Source organism: Croceicoccus mobilis, from assembly GCF_001661965.1.
GTDB classification, from domain to species: Bacteria; Pseudomonadota; Alphaproteobacteria; order Sphingomonadales; family Sphingomonadaceae; genus Croceicoccus; species Croceicoccus mobilis.
In genome coordinates, this window is the sequence record NZ_LYWZ01000025.1 from 19,628 (window position 1) to 36,232 (window position 16,605).

Genomic DNA, 16,605 nt, shown 5'->3' on the forward strand with positions numbered 1-16,605 from the left:
TCGCTGCCGGTCTTGTCCCTGTCAGCCGCACCGGACCAGTCCCGATGCAACCCCCATGGTGCGGCCTGTCGTTCATTGGCCCGGCATTTTCCGGGCGACCAGGTAAGTCACGAACGGGAGTTTCAATCATGTCGGTCATCAATACCAATATCTCGGCCATGAAGGCCGCCAACGCCTCGATCTCGGCCAACCGCGACCTGGGCACCGCGATGGAGCGCCTGTCGACCGGCAAGCGCATCAACGGCGCCAAGGACGATGCGGCGGGTCTTGCCATCGCCACCACCATGACGGCCGATGTGCGCGCCATGAACCAGGGCATCCGCAATGCGAATGACGGCATTTCGCTTGCACAGACGGCCGAAGGCGCGCTGGACGAGGTTTCGAACATGCTGCAGCGTGTCCGCGAACTGGCGGTCCAGTCGAAGAACGGCACCTATAGCGCCGATGACCGCAGCTATCTCGATGCCGAGGTGACCGAGCTGCAGTCGCAGATCGGCGATATCCTGACCAACACCAAGTTCAACGGCGTCGCGATCTTCAGCCAGACCGCGGGCACCGATGTCGACGTCACCATCGCGACCGGCGCTGCCGCCACCGATGTCGTCACGCTGAAGAGCAAGGCGATCGACGGCACCAATGTTTCGGCTGCCGCTCTCGATGTCAGCACCGATGCGCTGGCCGCGACGACGATCACCAATGTCGATCTGGCGCTGAAGGACGTGAACGCCACCCGCGCCACGCTGGGCGCCGGTCAGAACCGTCTGGAAAGCGCGGTCAACAATCTCACGACCAACACGACCAACCTGTCCGATGCCCGCTCGCGCATTCAGGACACCGACTATTCGACCGAGACGACCGCTCTCGCCAAGGCCCAGATCCTGAGCCAGGCGTCGAGCGCGATGCTCGCGCAGGCGAACCAGAGCCAGCAGAACGTGCTGTCGCTGCTGCGTTAAGCACCGCGTCAAGCAACGAGAGCCGGTCGGGTGCGATTGTCCCGGCCCGATCGGCAAACGCAAGGACCCGGCGGCCAGATCCAGCCGCCGGGTCCTTATCGTGCGCGCTATCGTGATGCGCGCTATCGGGATAGGCCAAAGCAAAGGGCCGGGCGGACAGCGAATGTCCACCCGGCCCTTTTGCCGTGCAGTGTGGGGGGCGGGACCGGCCCGCCCCCGGGGCTGCATCAGATCCCGTCGACGCTCTTGCTGACGAGGATGTTCACCGAAACGCGGCGGTTCTGCGCACGGCCTTCTGCCGTGGTGTTGTCCGCGGTCGGATCCGCCTCGGCCATGCCGGTCGGGGTCAGCATGCGATACGGCTTCCAGCCGCACTGCTGCTGCAGATAGTTCACGACGCGCGCGGCGCGCTTTTCCGACAGTTCCTGATTGATCTCATAGCTGCCGGTGTTGTCGGTGTAGCCAACGACGAGCAGGAGAGCATTGTCCATCGCATCGGCCTGGCTCGCGGCCGAGCACAGTTCGGTGCGGGCGTCGTCCGACAGGTTGTAGCGGCCGGTGTCGAAATAGACGTTGGTCACGCCCTTGACGTTGTACTTGTCGATGTCGCCGACGCGGCCACGCAGCGCTTCGGTAGCGGCGGCATTGGCGTTGATGGCGTTTTCATTGGCGGTGAAACGCTGGTTGGTGCCGCCGTGGATCATCGCCGCGGTCTTGAGATCGTCGTTCTTCATCGTGATCTCGGTGGCGAGCAGGGCGCCGCCGGCCTGAATCGTCTCGACCTTGACGGGAAGGCCGGTGATCAGCGCATCGGTGGCAAGCTTGCTGCTGCCCAGACCCAGAAAACCGCCCTTGGCCTTGACCTTGGTCTCGGCATCGACGGCAACGGTCATCGGCTGGCCATCGTCGGTCATGATCTGCAGCTGGTTGCCCGAACGGGCCGAGATGATGCCTTCGACATCGGGGCCGTCTTCACCATAGACGGTCACGTCTTCGTTATCCTGCGCCACGGCCTGCGCGGGAAGCGCGATGGTCATGGGCGCGGCAAGCGTTGCTGCCAAAAGGAGAGCCTTGGGGCTCTTGGAAAATACACTCATCGAAATACTCCTTGCAAACCAAACAGCCGACCCTGCTTAATCCCGGTAATTCCCCCGGCCGCCGTTAAATGGCGTGTCCGACTGTCTAAGAACTCAAACCTCGCTTGAAGGTTGCACGACAGGACTGCCGCGTCGGAGCCGTGCCTGTTGTTTGCGCCCTTTCTCATTCATGAACATTCACGACAGGATGACCGTTTCTACGGGTGGCTCGTGACCTCTGTGCGATGAATTGAGGCATTGGACAGCTTTTGCGATCATGATCTGGCCACGAAATCGCCACATTATAATTTTGGCGCGTTCTGCCTGCAACCTTGCGGGCGGGCCGGGAAAAGCAACCCGCGCTCAGTGACTTGTGGGCGCGAGGGCAGGGCGCGGGGCGGGAAATCGGCCAAATCCGCGATTCGCGATTGTTAACGGGGGAAGGGCGGATTCGCGGCCGCGCCCGAATCCGGCTCAGCTATTCGGTCGCTTCGGGGGCGATCCATTGCTCCATGTCGTCAGCCAGCCCGATTTGGGCCAACCCATGCGCGATCGAGGTCAGTTCCTCGCCAGTGGCCAGCCGGTCATTGCCAAAGCGGTCTGCGAAAATCGCGCGCACGGCAGGGATCAGTGACGATCCGCCGGTCAGGAACACAAGGTCGATGTCGCCCGCCTCCAGCCGCGCATCGGCCAAAGCGGCATCCAGCGTCGCCGAGATGCGGGTGAGGTCGGGCGCGATCCACTCCTCGAAGTCGGCGCGGGTGACGGGCTTTTCGATCGACAGGTCATCGCTTTCGAACACGAAATCCGCCTTGTCCTCGCTCGACAGGGCGCGTTTCAGCCGGCCCACCGCTTCATACAGGCCGTGGCCCAGCTCATGCTCCACCACCGCGATCATGCGGGCGATGGCGGCGGGATCGGTGGCGGCGCGGTGCAGGCGGTGCAATTCGTCCAGCGTCTTCCTGTTGCGCATCAGCGCCAGCTTCGACCAGTCGCGGAAATCGGCGTAATAATTGGCCGAGATCTCCAGCACCTTGCCGAAATTCTCATAGGTCCCGCCCTTGCCGAGCACGGGGAGGACGAGATGGTCGAGGATGCGATAGTCGAACCGGTCGCCCGCGATACCGATGCCGGCGCTGCCCAATGGGGTGCAGCGGCGCTCGGCATCGGGCGCTTCGATCCGGACGATGGAAAAATCGCTGGTGCCGCCGCCGAAATCGGCGACCAGCAGCGTGGCGGGCTGGCTCTGCCGCATGGCAAAGCCATAGGCCGCGCCCAGGGGTTCATAGACATAATGCACGGGCCGACCCAGCAGCGCGAACATCGCGTCATAACGCGCCCGCGCCAGCGCCGGATCGGGCCGCGCGCCGACATAATGCACCGGGCGGCCAACGACGATGCGTTCGGGCAGGGCCGATGGCCGGGCGCCGCCATGGCGCAGCAGGTGCGACAGGAAGATCTCGCCCAATTCCTCGAACTTCAGCCGTTTGGTGAACAGGCTGGCGCTGTCGAACGATGGGCTGGCCGCGACCGATTTGAACGATTGCAGGAAACGCGATCCCGCCGGAAAGTCGAGGAACTCGGCAATCGCCCACGGCCCCGCCTCATGCCCCAGCCCGCCGCGAACGTCGGGATCTTCCCAAAAGCACAGGGCGGACCGGAACACGCTGGTATCGCCATCGGGCGCGGCGAAGTTCCACAGGTCCACCGCATGGCCGCTCGCCTGCGCCACCACCGAATTGCTGGTCCCGAAATCGATGCCGAGGGCGCGGCTTTGCTGCCGGTCGATCTGCGGGTCGTGCGCGGTCATGTCGAAGGGTTTCCTGCTGGGCCGCATGGGGCTGTCCGGTGGCTCGGGCCGCGTCCTATGGCAGCAAGGGCGCGGGCTTTCAACGCGCTTGCCCCGATGGCGGATATTGCGGGTCGCCATCGGCGCTTTCCATCGCTTCAGGCCAATGCCGAATGCCGGGCAGTGCTGGTATGGGCGGGCCATGGCCACGTCGAATTTTCCGGTTGCGCTTCTCGCGCTGGCGCTGGCCGCCGGATGCCTGTTCGGCGCATGGCAAAAACTGCGCGAAGGCCGCGTGGGCTGGCGCTGGTCCACGCGCATTTCCGTGCGCAAGGGGCGTAATCCTCACGGCTTCTGGCTCAGCGTCGGGGCCAATATAGCGATCGCCGCCGCCCTCTTCGTGCTGGCGGTCTATCTCCTGCTCTCGCGCTAAAGCCCGGCCCGCCGGATGTCTGGCTGACCGACTGGCGGCGTCCTCCATCTTTGGCTAGATGCGGAATGTCTGCAAACGCCCGATTTCACGCCTTCACCATCCATTGGCGCAATCATCAACCCGGCCTTTTGCGGCTCATTCTGCTTTTTGTTTCCTGCACCGAAGGGGGGGGATATGTCCGAAAGCCTTGCGAGCCTGAAGGTTCGATACCCCGACGCCGAGACCTTTGCGCTCGGAGACAGCCACGCGCTGAGCGAACGGCTCATCCGGCTGATCCGTCAGGGAAGGAAGATGGCGAGCACCGGAGCATATCGCGACTTCGAGCTTGGCGAAGCAATGCCGGAGCCGGGCCGAGCGGATATCGTACTCGACTGGTCAGGGCATCCGGCGCTCGTCATCAGAACCGTGGAGGTGCGACGCTGCACTTTCCTGGAAGTCACGGAGGAGATGGCGCTGGCCGAAGGTGAAGACGAATGCCTCGATGGCTGGCGCGAAGGCCATCAGCGGTTTTTCGAACGAAATGGCGGCTTCTCTCCCGACATGGAAATCATCTGGGAGCGGTTCGAGCTTATCGAGGATCTCGCCTGAGATCGGGCCGCTGCTGGCAGATCGCGATCCCTGATCTGTCCGCTTCCCACCACATTCGGGTCCTTCCGACCGGTTGGTGATCTTCCCGAAAGCGAACCGGCAGCTTTGCGACACTTCTGGCAAAAAGCGGCATGTCGGCTAACGACCGTTTGCAGTTGTTCATGATGTGACGCTACGACCGATCTGTGAACCATCAACGCCATACTCTTGCTTTGCTTTTTGTCGGTGCCTGCGGGCTCCTCATCTTCCTCGCGCTCAAAATGGAAGTTGGAGGATCGGACAACTGGATGCGCGGAGTAATTTCCGATTTTCGGCCAGTACAGGGCTATACCGGCAATAGAAGTCAGGCGGTAATACAGTTGAAGGACGGCAAGACAATTCTTCTGAAGGTTCCCGACAGGATTGCATGTGCTGTGGGAGATGAAGTTGAGATAAGAAGGTTCTCAGTCGTGTTCGGCACAAGGTACCAATGGGGGCCTGCGAGATGCCTTTCGCATCAATGACCGCTACCCACCCCAATTCGGACATTAACCTGCGCAATGGCTTTGCCCGAAAGCGGACCGGCAGCTATTTGCTTTTTTGTCCAAAAGCGGACTGTCTGCAAACGACCGGTTGCGGACGTTTGCATAGTATCTAATCTCTCAATGATGGACTCAGAGAAAAAGACGTCAGGATTCAATTTGTCGCGCCGTTTCTATCTTCCGCAGCTGTTGGGCATGCTCATTTTGACCGGGGCGTTCCTCGTCGGACCGAGCAGCGAATGGCATATTCCCATGCTCATTGTTTCTGGCATCTTATTTTTTGCTGCAGCCATCACCTTGGTGAAGGAATCCCGCAAGAACGGCAGCTAACCACCCCGTTCCGGTCATAAGCTCATAAATGCCAAACGCCCGAAACCTGCCGCAGCCACGGCAAAGCCGCGGCTGTCACGTTGAACGGATCGCTGCGGGCTTAGCGCCCTTGCGTCCGCCAGCCGAGGCGCCGCCTCTGGCGATTAGGGCTCCGCTTGCTGCGCAATGCTCGCCCTAATTGCCGGGCGGCTGCCTTACACCCCGTTCCGGCCATCAGCGCAAAAACCTCAAACGCCCGAAAGCTGCCGCAGCCACCGGCACAAATCACCCGCCCGTGCATTGAGTGACGCATAGGCCGTGCCGTCCCGGCGCGCCTGATCGCCGTCACAGGAACCGCCCCTTGCAAGCCGTCAAATATATCAAGACCAATATCGTCCTGTTCGGCGCTTTGTTCGCGAATCTGGGCATCGCCATCGCCAAGTTCATCGCGGCCAGCATCACCGGCTCGTCCTCCATGCTGTCCGAGGGGTTTCATTCCGTCGTCGACAGCCTGAACCAGGTGCTGCTCCTGTATGGGGAGCACAAGTCGGACCGGAAGCCGGATGAAAACCATCCCTTCGGCTATGGGCGCGAGCTGTATTTCTGGGCCTTTGTCGTTGCCATCCTGATCTTTGCCGTGGGCGCGGGCATCTCTTTCTACGAAGGCGTGATCCATTACCTGGAGCCCGAGGAACTGCGCGATCCCACGATCAACTATATCGTGCTGGGCGCAGGGCTGTTGATGGAGGGGACGAGCTGGTTCATCGCGGTCAAGGAATTTGCCGCGACCAAGGGCACGCGCAGCTGGTGGAGCGCGGTGCGCCGCTCGAAGGACCCATCCGTCTTTATCGTCATGTTCGAGGATTCGGCGGCGATGATGGGCCTGATCGTCGCAGGCATCGGCGTGTGGGCCAGCCATTATTTCAATTCGCCGCAACTCGATGGCGTCGCCTCCATGGTGATCGGCGTGATCCTCGCGCTCGTCGCGGTGCTGCTGGCGCGCGAAGCAAAGGGCCTGCTGATCGGCGAAAGCGCGGATGAGGACGTGGTGAAGCAGGTGCGCGCCATCGTGTCGCGCAAGGAATGGGTGACGGCGGTGAACCATGTCCGCACGATCCATACCTCTCCCAACGAGATTTTCGTCGCGATCAGCGCCGATCTGGTCGACAGCACCCCGATGGGTGAGGGCGAGCGCCTGATCGAGGAAGTGGAGGCCGAACTGCGCGCCGCGATCCCCGATCTCGCTTCCATCTACATCCGCCCCGAAAAGGCGGAGGATGCGGTGAGTTTTGCCGAACCGGGGTACGGGGTTTCACTGGGGGTGCAGCCGTTACCGAGTGAATAAACGATATAGGTGTAAAAACCGCCGGCTTCGGGGCGGGGCTTAATCCTCTGTCATCAATTTTCGCCATAGTCGGGCAGCCATCCGGGTCGCGTCGGAAGGAATGGGGTCCCTATGTCGATTATCCGCCTGCGCAATGCCTTTTTCGGTACTGCGATCGCTGCCACTGCCATTTTCGCTGTCACCAGCTTCGTGCCCGCGCCTGTCGCTCTGGCGCAAGACGAGGCCGCTGCCGTTGGGGAAGCCGCCGAGAGTGAGGCGAGCGGGGCACAAGCTCAGGGCCCCTCGCTCTACGCCGTGTGCAAGACCTATAACCGCGGCACGAAGACCACCGCTGCCTGCATCGGCTATCACCGCACAAGCGAGACCACGGCCTGCACGACTTATGGCGATTGCGGAACCGATATCGCCGAATTGTGCCGCAAGGTCGGCGTGCGGCACGAGGTCGATCTGAAGGAATTCTCCTCGGGCCTTGGCACTTTTGCGAGCCAGGGCGAATGCGAAGCGAAATGCGAGCATTCCTATGGCGAGGCGAACTGGGGCAAGTATGGGCGCAAATGCCTTGGCACGCTGGATTGAGGTAAAGGGGTAAGCGGCGGGCAAGCCGCGCGTTGCCCATCGGGCCACTTCGCATTATCAGCGGGTCCACAATGAAGCGTACTCACTTGCCCCTGAACGGTTTGCGCGTGCTCGATGCGGCGGCGCGGCACCTGTCCTTCACCCGCGCCGCGGACGAGCTGGCGGTGACGCCTGCCGCCGTGGGCCAGCAGATCCGCGCCTTGGAGGACCTTCTCGGTGTTGTCCTCTTCCGCCGCACGCCCAAGGGGCTGGAGCTGACCGACGAGGGCGCGGCCGGGCTGGATTCGCTCAGGAGCGGGTTCCTGCGCTTCGAGGAAGCGGTCCATGCGATGCAGGCGGGGCAGTCGAGCCATAAATACACTTTTGCCGCGCCGCGTGACTTCTTTGGCGCGTGGTTTGCGCGCCGGCTTGCCAGCTATCGTGAAACGAACCCCGAAGTGCGCTTCCACATGGCGGGCGGGCACGACACCGATTTCACCGAGGCGAACCTCGATTTCGCGGTGCGGCTGGCCGATGGGCCGGGCGATCTGGAAGGTGTGCCGCTGGCACCCGGAAAAAGGGTTGAGGTGGCAGCACCCGGCGCACCCGATTGCTGGATCAGCTGGCCCGGCGGTCCGCGCCGCGATGGCGACACAGGCGAAGTGGCCGACGATGCCGATACGGGCCTGCGCGTCGGCGCGACGGGGCAGGCACTGGCGGCGGTGCAGGGCGGCATGGGCCGCGCTTTGCTGCCCTTGCAGCTGGTGGAGGACGATATCGCCGCCGGGCGGCTGATCGCCATGTCCGATGTGGAGGACACGCGCGCGACCTATTGGCTGGTCGCCCCGCGACCCCAATGGCGGCAAAAGAAAGTGAAGGCGCTGATCGAGTTTCTGTCCGCGACCGAGTGAGATGTGGGGATGGCGGCGACGCGTAACGCCGCCGCCTTCGGTTTCACGTCAGCGCGGGATCACCCAGCGGACCGAGTTTTCATAGCTACCCTTGACCCGCACGCCTTCACTGTCGCGCGCGGCGTCGAAACGGGCGCGGCGGGCGATCTGCTTGCAGGCCGCGGCATCCAGCTCGGCATTGCCGCTGGACCGGGTGATCGTGCAATTATCGACCCGGCCATCCGCGCCGATCGCAAGGCGGAACCCGACCGTCCCCTCGATCCCCTGCCGCAGCGGGCGCGAGGGATAGTCATCGGGCGTCACCCATTCGCCGGGCGCATTTCGGGGCGTGGCGCCCATCGGTTCGATCCCCGGCAGTTTCGGCGTCGGCAGCGGCACCTTGCCCAGACCGTCGCTGGCGGAAGGAAGCGCGATCACCGTCGTGTCGAATTCATTGGTGAAGGTCACGTCGGGCACCGGGCGCGGGACGGGGACCTTGATGATGGGATCGGGCGCCTGCACGATCGGATCGCTTTTCGGTGCGGCGTCGGGCGTCGGTGGCGGAGGGGGCAATGGCACCGTCACATCAGGCTTTTCGATGAAGCTGGTCTTCACATTATCCGTGACCGTATCGATCACCGTCGCCGCGAAACCTGTCAGCAGCGCATATCCCAATGCTGCGTGAATGGCCGCGACCGAAACGATGGTCGCGGTGCGATGCCTGCTGTTCTGCGTATCCGTATAAGCCATCGAGCATCTCTCCTTAAGAGCGCCCGAACAGCCATCATCTTGTTGTTCCGTCGGCGTTTCCGGGCGCGTTGGGAGAGGCATGTTACCATGTAACATGCCAATGTCTACCATTCTACTTTGGTATGGCTTGCTTGCGCCGCAAGCGCCCGAAAATCACTCGCCCGATGGCGGAACGATCAGCGTGTCAATCGGCGCGCTGCCCAGCAGGTTTTCCGCCGTGCTGCCAAGGAAGGCACGGTGCATCGCGGTATGACCCTGCGATCCCAGCACCAGCAGATCGGCCGGCCATTCGGCAATCGCGGCGCGGATCGTCTTTTCGGGGCTTCCCTCCACCAGCATGGCAGTGATGCGGGTCTTGACCTCCGGCGCGATCAGGTCGCTGGCGATAAAGGCGTCCAGCGATTCCTGCGCGCCTTCCTCGACCTCTTTCGCGACATGCTTCGATTTCTGCCAGCCGGCAAAAGGCACGCTCCACCCGTGGATCAGCCGGATCGCGGCCTGCGGCAACAGCTGCCCGGCATAGCCCAGGGCCTGCGCCGACGTGCCCGACAGATCGCTGCCCGCGACAATGCGCGTATAGGGCGCATGCGGGCGCTGTTTCACCACCAGCACGGGCACATGTGCGTGGCGGATGATGAAATCGACCGCCGTCCCCAGGAAATAATCGCCGATGTCGTTATAGCGCGCCACGCCGGTCACGATCAGCTGCGCGCCCACCTCGTCGGCCAGCTCGGTGATTTCGTCGGGGGGGTAACCCTCGGGGCTCAGCAGTTCCACCGTCAGCCCGTCTTCCAGCCCGTCGGGCATCGCGGCGCGCAGGGCTGCTTCGGCTTCATCCGGCTTTCCGGCAAGCCGGCTGCCGGGGCGCACGGCATGCACCACCACAAGGGTTGCTCCGCGAGAGCGCGCCATCATGGCGGCGCGGTCGATGGCTCGGTCGTCTCGGCCCGAAAGATCGGTGGCGACAAGAATTGGTGCGGTCATGCCTATAGAGTTATGCCGCCCTCTCGCGCCATTGCAAGATGCTTGGGCGTGGCGATTGGGGAAGGCGGATTGATCTGGCGCAGTTCGCCGCCACCGCCGGGGGCATCACGCAGAGCCTGCCGCGCCTTCCACTGCGCATGCGCGCGATCGAGCTTTGCATTGATGCTGGCGATCAGCGCGCGTTCCTGCGCGGCCGGGTTTGGCTGGGCAGCGGCATGGGCCCCGCCGTATCGCTGGCTGCGGCGATGGCGCAAAAGGAACATGACCAGCGCCTCGTTATGCTTGCGATATTCGCCGATCACCTCGCCATGCGACACGATGGGCCGCGCCTCGCCCTCCAGCGCGCGGGCAAGCGCTGTATCCTCCAGCCTTGCGATGCCAAGGTCGATGGCCTTTTCCCACGCCTGCGCAAATTCTTCCGCCCCGTGGCGCGCGCGCAGCTTGTAAAGCGCCTCCATGCTGGCCCCGATGCTGCGCGCCGCCTGCCGCACCGATCCGCTGGCGGCGAGCGCGGCGATAAAGCCGCGCTGCCGGTCGGGCGTGATCGAGTTGCGGCGCGGGGCTGGGTGGACGAAGGGCGCAAAGCGCAGCAGCGGATCGTTGGCGTCAGGCTCGGGCGCGGTAAAGGCGGTCCGGCTGGTCCGCTGCGCAGGCCGCGCCGATGCGCAAGCCAGCTGCCCCTTCGCCGCCGCCGCATGCGTGCGCGCCTTCGCCCGCCAGCGCTCCGCCCGCGCGGCCAGCGCCGTGTCCGACATGCGCGCCGCATCCCAGGCGGCGCGAAAGCTTTTGCCAGCGGGCGCATTGCGCGCCTTGTAAACAGCCGCCTCGCTCACCCCGCATGCCCGCGCCGCATCCCCCACAAACCCTGTCGCCGCCAGGGCCGCAATGAAATGCCGCTGCCGCTGCGCAGTGAACTTGCCGTGAGTGGCGCGGGGCAGGGGCGTGAAGGGGAAGGGTGCGGTGTCGGTTGCGGCGGTGTGGTGGGGTTTCGGCATGGGGGAGCGCTCCGGTGGGGGATGGAGCGGCGGGGGATATTGGGCCGTGGGGGTGTAGGAAAATAAAACCTGACAAGGTTATCTGGTGCTAGGTTTAAATTGTGGATTTTACGCGAAGGGAGTTCGAGTGAACGCCAACTTGGGGTCGTCTTCCGAGAGAGAAGAAATTGCTAACCGTCTATCATATGACTGGGAATCTTTAAAAAATAAAAAGTCCAAGCAAGGCACATCTTTGCAAGATTTCTGGCGGCGTTCCGGCAATGGGGGTGGTCTTGCAAGTGACGATCAGCTTTTAGCAATGGGTCATCTTATAGATGTGCCTGATATCGGCCGATATCATATAGCCTATATCCCTTGGAAATCGTCTCATCCAGCTCTCTCAAAGCAGAATTGGAAAGACAAAGAGTGGGCTCTTTTAAATCGGGTTTTAAAGATATGCTGTGAACGTAATCCTGTATTTGTTCAAAACTTTGAATGGACCAATCTGACGGTCAGGTCCGAGTATGCGATCCCCTTCATCAAAGCGAATTTTAACAATTGCCATTTCATTGGTGATATAGATGGAGGTGAATTTCATCCTAATAAGGTTTTTAGCTGCCGATTTGATGGATATATCAAAAACGCAAAAAGTGAATTTACGGGATGCTTCTGTAATGGAACGGTTATTTTTGACAGTCGAGATGCAAAAGTAAATCATTGCGAATTTAATGAATTAGTTGCGCACAATCGAAACACGCTACCAAGATCTTTAGAAGTCACAGACAGTAAGATAAATAGAATTGTTATCCGTGGCGCAATGAAATCAGTAATTTGTAGGAGAACTGAAAATAATAATCTCGATGCATCTGATGCGCATATTGGGAAAATAAATTTATCTGAAATGGGCGGTGACGGTATTTTCAATTTTCATCGATCTGTTATAGAAAACTATGCCACTTTCGAAATTGTTTTAATCAATTCTTCAAGTGACTATCGAAATGTATTCAAAAACTGTCGATTTGATGACAAGGTTGTTTTTTTAAATACCTCTCTGAAATTATCGGAATTTTGCGAGGTGCGTTTGAATCAACCTATTGATATTCGACTCTATGCAAAAACGCCCGAGGCCGCCTGCGATGAAGAAATCAAGGAAATAAGGGCTTTATCCAAGTGGGATCGCGACGCTCGCTTGGATGCATTGGAGCGATCTTGCCAGATCATTTCAGACCGTCATCGACAGGATGGTCGTCGAGACTTGGAGCACAGGTTTAGGCGGATGGAGATAAAATCCCGATCCTATAAGTCTAGCAATGTCGGTTTCGCAAAATTTGTGTCAAGATTTTATGGCTTGGTCTCGAACTTTGGCGTGAGCCTATATCGGCCAATTGTCTCCTTATTAGTTTTGCTTCTTTGTTCGGCCGCTACCTACGCAGCAATTGGTGCATTTGCGCAAGGTTTGACAGAAATTGGCGGAACTCTACGTCCAGAAGTCCTGCTAGACGCGGCAAAACTATCCTTCCAGCATATCTTTCCTATCGGCATTTCCGTTGATGGTTCAAATTTGTTCGACGGAAAATTAATAGGTGAGGACTCGGGTGCATACGGTCTCGTCGTGGGAGTGCTGGCAACGTGCCAAACGATCCTGTCCGGCATCCTCATTTTCTTGTTCGGTCTAGCGGTTCGGGCAAAGCTCCTAATTGGCTGAGCCACTTGACCCCGCCCCCGAATCCCCCTAAGGGCCGCGCCAACCGCAGGTAGGCCATCCTTCAAGCAAGGATTCCCTCACGCGGATAGAGCTGAACATTGCCGGTGAGTGGGGCGGTCCTGAATGGTCCGGGCCTCGTTATCCGTCAAAGTAACCCGGCTGGACCCGGGTGGAGCGTTTCGGTTCGTGCGATCTTCGCCTCCGGCGGCCTTTATATGTAGGCCTGCCGCCATGGCGGTTTCGGCACGTCCTTTCCTCCATCTCCCGGACAATCCGAACGGCGGCTCGCGAATGAGTTTTTCGCCGCTCTCACCCATTCACTCTGGTGCGGGGGAGAGCGGAACCTCATCGGGGAGGGCGGTAATCGCTCTCCCGCCCGGATGAGGTGACCCCGGACGGGAAACCTCCCGTTCGGAAAAGTGACGCCGGGCCATCCGGCCCGGAAACAAGGAACGTATAAATGCCTACGATTAACCAGCTGGTCCGCAAGGGCCGCGAGCCGCAGAAGGCCAAGAGCAAGGTTCCTGCGATGGAGCAGAACCCGCAGAAGCGCGGCGTCTGCACCCGCGTGTACACCACCACGCCTAAGAAGCCGAACTCGGCACTTCGCAAGGTGGCCAAGGTGCGCCTGACCAACGGCCGTGAAGTCATCAGCTACATCCCGGGCGAAGGCCACAACCTTCAGGAGCACTCGGTCGTGCTGATCCGCGGCGGTCGTGTTCGCGACCTTCCCGGTGTGCGTTACCACGTGCTGCGCGGCGTTCTGGATACGCAGGGCGTGAAAGACCGCAAGCAGTCGCGTTCGAAGTACGGCGCCAAGCGTCCGAAGTAAGAAGCTTTTTTTGGGGGTGCGGATCGGCCATCCGGCCGCTCCTCGGTACCAGCCCGTCTCCCCCACCCAACCACCCGATGATCACCGATAACTTATCGGGTGGTTGGGTGGGGGAGACGGGCTGGAGCCGCCCCTGAACTCCAAAGGAGTACGGATAAAATGTCACGTCGTCGTCGCCCCGAAAAGCGCGTCATCCTGCCGGATCCCAAGTATGGTGATCAGGTCCTGTCGAAGTTCATGAACAACCTCATGCTCGACGGCAAGAAGTCGGCTGCCGAGAAGATCGTCTATGGCGCCCTCGAAACCGTCGAGGCTCGCGCCAAGGCCGATCCGGTGCAGCTGTTCCACGATGCCCTTGGCAACGTGATGCCGCAGATCGAAGTCCGCAGCCGCCGCGTCGGTGGTGCGACCTACCAAGTTCCGGTCGAGGTTCGCCCCGAGCGTGCGCAGGCTCTGGCCATTCGCTGGCTGATCACCGCGGCCCGCAACCGCCCCGAGACCACCATGGCCGCCCGCCTGTCGGGTGAGCTGATGGATGCTTCGAACAACCGCGGCAACGCCGTGAAGAAGCGCGAAGACACCCACCGCATGGCCGACGCCAACCGCGCGTTCAGCCACTACCGCTGGTAAGACTTGTGGAAAGACGCGGTCGTCCGGGCTAAAAGCAGGGCGGCCGTGTCTTTCACCGGTCACATTTATCACTATATGGGGCGCATTCGGCTCCGTTGAGAGTCGACAGCAGAGCGAAGGCCGGGATCGGCACGCCACGCTGTTTAAAGCTTCATACTCACCCCGAGGAATTTTCCATGGCCCGCGAATATCCGCTGGAACGCTACCGCAATATCGGCATCATGGCTCACATCGATGCTGGCAAGACCACCACGACCGAGCGGATCCTGTACTACACCGGCAAGTCCTACAAGATCGGCGAAGTCCACGACGGCGCCGCCACGATGGACTGGATGGAGCAGGAGCAGGAACGCGGCATCACGATCACGTCGGCTGCGACCACGACCTTCTGGGCCGCCGAAGATGGCCAGGGTCCGAAGCACCGCATCAACATCATCGACACGCCCGGCCACGTCGACTTCACCATCGAAGTCGAGCGTTCGCTGCGCGTGCTGGACGGCGCGGTTGCGGTGTTCGACGGCGTTGCCGGTGTTGAGCCGCAGTCGGAAACCGTGTGGCGTCAGGCTGACAAGTATGGCGTTCCGCGCATGTGCTTCATCAACAAGCTGGATCGTACTGGCGCGGATTTCTATTACTGCGTGCAGTCGATTATCGATCGTCTCGGCGCAACCCCGCTGGTCCTCTATCTCCCGATCGGCGCGGAAAGCGACCTGCAGGGTGTTGTCGATCTGGTGAACAACCGTGGTATCGTCTGGGAAAATGACGGTCTGGGCGCGACGTTCAATTACGTCGACATTCCGGAAGACCTTGCCGATAAGGCTGCTGAATACCGTGAGAAGCTGATCGAGACCGCCGTCGAACAGGACGATGCGATCATGGAAGCCTACCTCGAAGGCGAAGAGCCTGATGCGGCGACGCTGAAGAAGCTGATCCGCAAGGGCACCATGGCGCGTGATTTCGTTCCCGTGCTGTGCGGTTCGGCCTTCAAGAACAAGGGCGTCCAGCCCCTCCTCGACGCGGTGGTTGACTACATGCCGTCGCCGCTCGACGTTCCGGCCATCGAAGGCGTTCTGCCCGACAGCGACGAGAAGGACACGCGTCCTTCATCGGACGATGCTCCCTTCGCCGCACTTGCGTTCAAGATCATGAACGACCCGTTCGTCGGTTCGCTCACCTTCACCCGCATCTATTCGGGCAAGCTCACCAAGGGTTCGGTTCTGAACTCGGTGAAGGAGAAGAAGGAAAAGGTCGGCCGCATGCTGCTGATGCACTCCAACAATCGTGAGGACATCGAAGAAGCTTACGCTGGCGACATCGTCGCTCTGGCAGGCATGAAGGACACGACCACCGGCGACACGCTGTGTGATCCTGCGAAGCCGATCATCCTCGAGCGCATGGAGTTCCCCGAGCCGGTCATCGAACTGTCGGTGGAGCCGAAGACCAAGGCCGACCAGGAAAAGATGGGCGTTGCCCTCAACCGCCTGGCTGCTGAGGATCCTTCGTTCCGCGTTTCAACCGACCACGAGTCGGGTCAGACCATCATCAAGGGCATGGGCGAGCTTCACCTCGACATTCTCGTCGATCGCATGAAGCGCGAGTTCAAGGTCGAAGCGAATGTTGGTGCGCCGCAGGTGGCTTACCGCGAATATCTCGCGAAGCCGGTTGACGTTGACTACACCCACAAGAAGCAGTCGGGTGGATCGGGTCAGTTCGGCCGCGTCAAGGTCAAGGTCACCCCCGGTGAGCGCGGTCAGGGCTTTGTCTTCGAAGACAACATCAAAGGCGGTAACATTCCGAAGGAATATATCCCCGCGATCGAAAAGGGTCTTCGTGAGCAGGCCGAAGGCGGCTATCTGGTCGGCTTCCCGATTATTGACTTCACCGTCGAGCTTTACGACGGCGCTTACCACGACGTCGACTCGAGCGCGATCGCATTCGAAATCGCCGGTCGCGGTGCGATGCGCGAGATCGCGCAAAAGTCGGGTATCAAGCTGCTCGAACCGATCATGAAGGTGGAAGTCATTACCCCCGAGGATTACCTCGGCGACGTGATCGGTGACATCAACAGCCGTCGTGGTCAGATCCAGGGCACCGATACGCGCGGTAACGCGCAGGCCGTTGAAGCCAACGTGCCGCTGGCGAACATGTTCGGGTACGTGAATGAGCTGCGTTCCTTCACTCAGGGCCGTGCGCAGTACACGATGCAGTTCAGCCACTATGACGAGGTTCCGGCAAATGTCGCAGCCGAGGTCAAGGAGAAGCTTGCGTAAG

General features: G+C 60.9%; 16 protein-coding genes. 11 read left to right on the top strand and 5 right to left on the bottom strand.

Annotated elements, in window-relative coordinates; all coding sequences use genetic code 11:
• The first annotated feature begins 128 nt into the window (after window positions 1-128).
• The gene (locus A9D13_RS14300; RefSeq protein ID WP_066775116.1) at window positions 129-953 is read left to right on the top strand and encodes a flagellin N-terminal helical domain-containing protein; all 825 of its coding nucleotides are present in this window, start codon (window positions 129-131) and stop codon (window positions 951-953) included.
• A 227-nt stretch (window positions 954-1,180) separates the two neighbouring features.
• Here the strand turns inward: A9D13_RS14300 and A9D13_RS14305 are convergent, their stop codons facing one another.
• Both A9D13_RS14305 and A9D13_RS14310 read right to left on the bottom strand, forming a co-directional pair.
• Window positions 1,181-2,050, bottom strand: a complete 870-nt coding sequence (locus A9D13_RS14305) for an OmpA family protein (protein ID WP_066775119.1) — start codon at window positions 2,048-2,050, stop codon at window positions 1,181-1,183.
• A gap of 457 nt (window positions 2,051-2,507) precedes the next feature.
• On the bottom strand, window positions 2,508-3,839 hold the full coding sequence (locus A9D13_RS14310) for an Hsp70 family protein (protein ID WP_066775122.1): 1,332 nt from the start codon (window positions 3,837-3,839) through the stop codon (window positions 2,508-2,510).
• A 181-nt stretch (window positions 3,840-4,020) separates the two neighbouring features.
• Here A9D13_RS14310 and A9D13_RS20580 point away from each other — a divergent pair, with 181 nt between their 5' ends.
• From A9D13_RS20580 to A9D13_RS14340, 6 genes are all read left to right on the top strand, one after another.
• Window positions 4,021-4,251 (top strand): hypothetical protein, encoded by a 231-nt coding sequence (locus A9D13_RS20580; protein ID WP_156522088.1) that lies wholly within the window; start codon window positions 4,021-4,023, stop codon window positions 4,249-4,251.
• A 174-nt stretch (window positions 4,252-4,425) separates the two neighbouring features.
• Window positions 4,426-4,839, top strand: a complete 414-nt coding sequence (locus A9D13_RS14320) for an ASCH domain-containing protein (RefSeq protein ID WP_066775127.1) — start codon at window positions 4,426-4,428, stop codon at window positions 4,837-4,839.
• Window positions 4,840-5,519: 680 nt separating this feature from the next.
• The gene (locus tag A9D13_RS14325; RefSeq protein ID WP_156522089.1) at window positions 5,520-5,690 is read left to right on the top strand and encodes a hypothetical protein; all 171 of its coding nucleotides are present in this window, start codon (window positions 5,520-5,522) and stop codon (window positions 5,688-5,690) included.
• A gap of 340 nt (window positions 5,691-6,030) precedes the next feature.
• Window positions 6,031-7,014: a cation diffusion facilitator family transporter gene (locus A9D13_RS14330; protein WP_066775132.1), complete on the top strand. Its 984-nt coding sequence runs from the start codon at window positions 6,031-6,033 to the stop codon at window positions 7,012-7,014.
• 111 nt (window positions 7,015-7,125) lie between these two features.
• The gene (locus tag A9D13_RS14335; RefSeq protein WP_066775135.1) at window positions 7,126-7,590 is read left to right on the top strand and encodes a hypothetical protein; all 465 of its coding nucleotides are present in this window, start codon (window positions 7,126-7,128) and stop codon (window positions 7,588-7,590) included.
• Window positions 7,591-7,661: 71 nt separating this feature from the next.
• Window positions 7,662-8,480: a LysR family transcriptional regulator gene (locus tag A9D13_RS14340; RefSeq protein ID WP_066775138.1), complete on the top strand. Its 819-nt coding sequence runs from the start codon at window positions 7,662-7,664 to the stop codon at window positions 8,478-8,480.
• 48 nt (window positions 8,481-8,528) lie between these two features.
• Here the strand turns inward: A9D13_RS14340 and A9D13_RS14345 are convergent, their stop codons facing one another.
• The 3 genes from A9D13_RS14345 to A9D13_RS20975 all read right to left on the bottom strand — a co-directional run bounded on the left by A9D13_RS14345 (window position 8,529) and on the right by A9D13_RS20975 (window position 11,188).
• Entirely contained in the window at window positions 8,529-9,209 is a 681-nt protein-coding gene (locus A9D13_RS14345) for an energy transducer TonB (RefSeq protein WP_066775140.1), read from the bottom strand.
• A gap of 153 nt (window positions 9,210-9,362) precedes the next feature.
• Entirely contained in the window at window positions 9,363-10,193 is an 831-nt protein-coding gene (locus A9D13_RS14350) for a universal stress protein (RefSeq protein ID WP_066775142.1), read from the bottom strand.
• 2 nt (window positions 10,194-10,195) lie between these two features.
• Complete coding sequence (locus tag A9D13_RS20975) at window positions 10,196-11,188, bottom strand: hypothetical protein (RefSeq protein ID WP_066775144.1); 993 nt, start codon at window positions 11,186-11,188, stop codon at window positions 10,196-10,198.
• Between the two features lie 127 nt (window positions 11,189-11,315).
• Between A9D13_RS20975 and A9D13_RS20585 the strand changes: the two genes are divergently transcribed.
• From A9D13_RS20585 to fusA, 4 genes are all read left to right on the top strand, one after another.
• Window positions 11,316-12,872 (top strand): hypothetical protein, encoded by a 1,557-nt coding sequence (locus A9D13_RS20585; protein ID WP_156522090.1) that lies wholly within the window; start codon window positions 11,316-11,318, stop codon window positions 12,870-12,872.
• A 460-nt stretch (window positions 12,873-13,332) separates the two neighbouring features.
• Window positions 13,333-13,704 carry a 30S ribosomal protein S12 gene (gene rpsL, locus A9D13_RS14360; protein ID WP_066775147.1) on the top strand — a complete coding sequence of 124 codons (372 nt, stop codon included), beginning with the start codon at window positions 13,333-13,335 and terminating at the stop codon, window positions 13,702-13,704.
• A gap of 159 nt (window positions 13,705-13,863) precedes the next feature.
• Window positions 13,864-14,334 (top strand): 30S ribosomal protein S7, encoded by a 471-nt coding sequence (rpsG, locus tag A9D13_RS14365; RefSeq protein WP_066775149.1) that lies wholly within the window; start codon window positions 13,864-13,866, stop codon window positions 14,332-14,334.
• Between the two features lie 176 nt (window positions 14,335-14,510).
• Entirely contained in the window at window positions 14,511-16,604 is a 2,094-nt protein-coding gene (fusA, locus tag A9D13_RS14370; protein WP_066775151.1) for an elongation factor G, read from the top strand.
• Window position 16,605: the final 1 nt, after the last annotated feature.

Excerpts from the sequence above, each read along its gene's own strand:
- A9D13_RS14305 (WP_066775119.1), bottom strand. The coding sequence starts at position 2,050 with ATGAGTGTATTTTCCAAGAGCCCCAAGGCTCTCCTTTTGGCAGCAACG.
- A9D13_RS14335 (WP_066775135.1), top strand. The coding sequence starts at position 7,126 with ATGTCGATTATCCGCCTGCGCAATGCCTTTTTCGGTACTGCGATCGCT.
- A9D13_RS14300 (WP_066775116.1), top strand. The coding sequence starts at position 129 with ATGTCGGTCATCAATACCAATATCTCGGCCATGAAGGCCGCCAACGCC.
- A9D13_RS14310 (WP_066775122.1), bottom strand. The coding sequence starts at position 3,839 with ATGACCGCGCACGACCCGCAGATCGACCGGCAGCAAAGCCGCGCCCTC.
- A9D13_RS20975 (WP_066775144.1), bottom strand. The coding sequence starts at position 11,188 with ATGCCGAAACCCCACCACACCGCCGCAACCGACACCGCACCCTTCCCC.
- fusA (WP_066775151.1), top strand. The coding sequence starts at position 14,511 with ATGGCCCGCGAATATCCGCTGGAACGCTACCGCAATATCGGCATCATG.
- rpsG (WP_066775149.1), top strand. The coding sequence starts at position 13,864 with ATGTCACGTCGTCGTCGCCCCGAAAAGCGCGTCATCCTGCCGGATCCC.
- A9D13_RS14340 (WP_066775138.1), top strand. The coding sequence starts at position 7,662 with ATGAAGCGTACTCACTTGCCCCTGAACGGTTTGCGCGTGCTCGATGCG.
- A9D13_RS14345 (WP_066775140.1), bottom strand. The coding sequence starts at position 9,209 with ATGGCTTATACGGATACGCAGAACAGCAGGCATCGCACCGCGACCATC.
- A9D13_RS14350 (WP_066775142.1), bottom strand. The coding sequence starts at position 10,193 with ATGACCGCACCAATTCTTGTCGCCACCGATCTTTCGGGCCGAGACGAC.
- rpsL (WP_066775147.1), top strand. The coding sequence starts at position 13,333 with ATGCCTACGATTAACCAGCTGGTCCGCAAGGGCCGCGAGCCGCAGAAG.
- A9D13_RS14320 (WP_066775127.1), top strand. The coding sequence starts at position 4,426 with ATGTCCGAAAGCCTTGCGAGCCTGAAGGTTCGATACCCCGACGCCGAG.
- A9D13_RS20580 (WP_156522088.1), top strand. The coding sequence starts at position 4,021 with ATGGCCACGTCGAATTTTCCGGTTGCGCTTCTCGCGCTGGCGCTGGCC.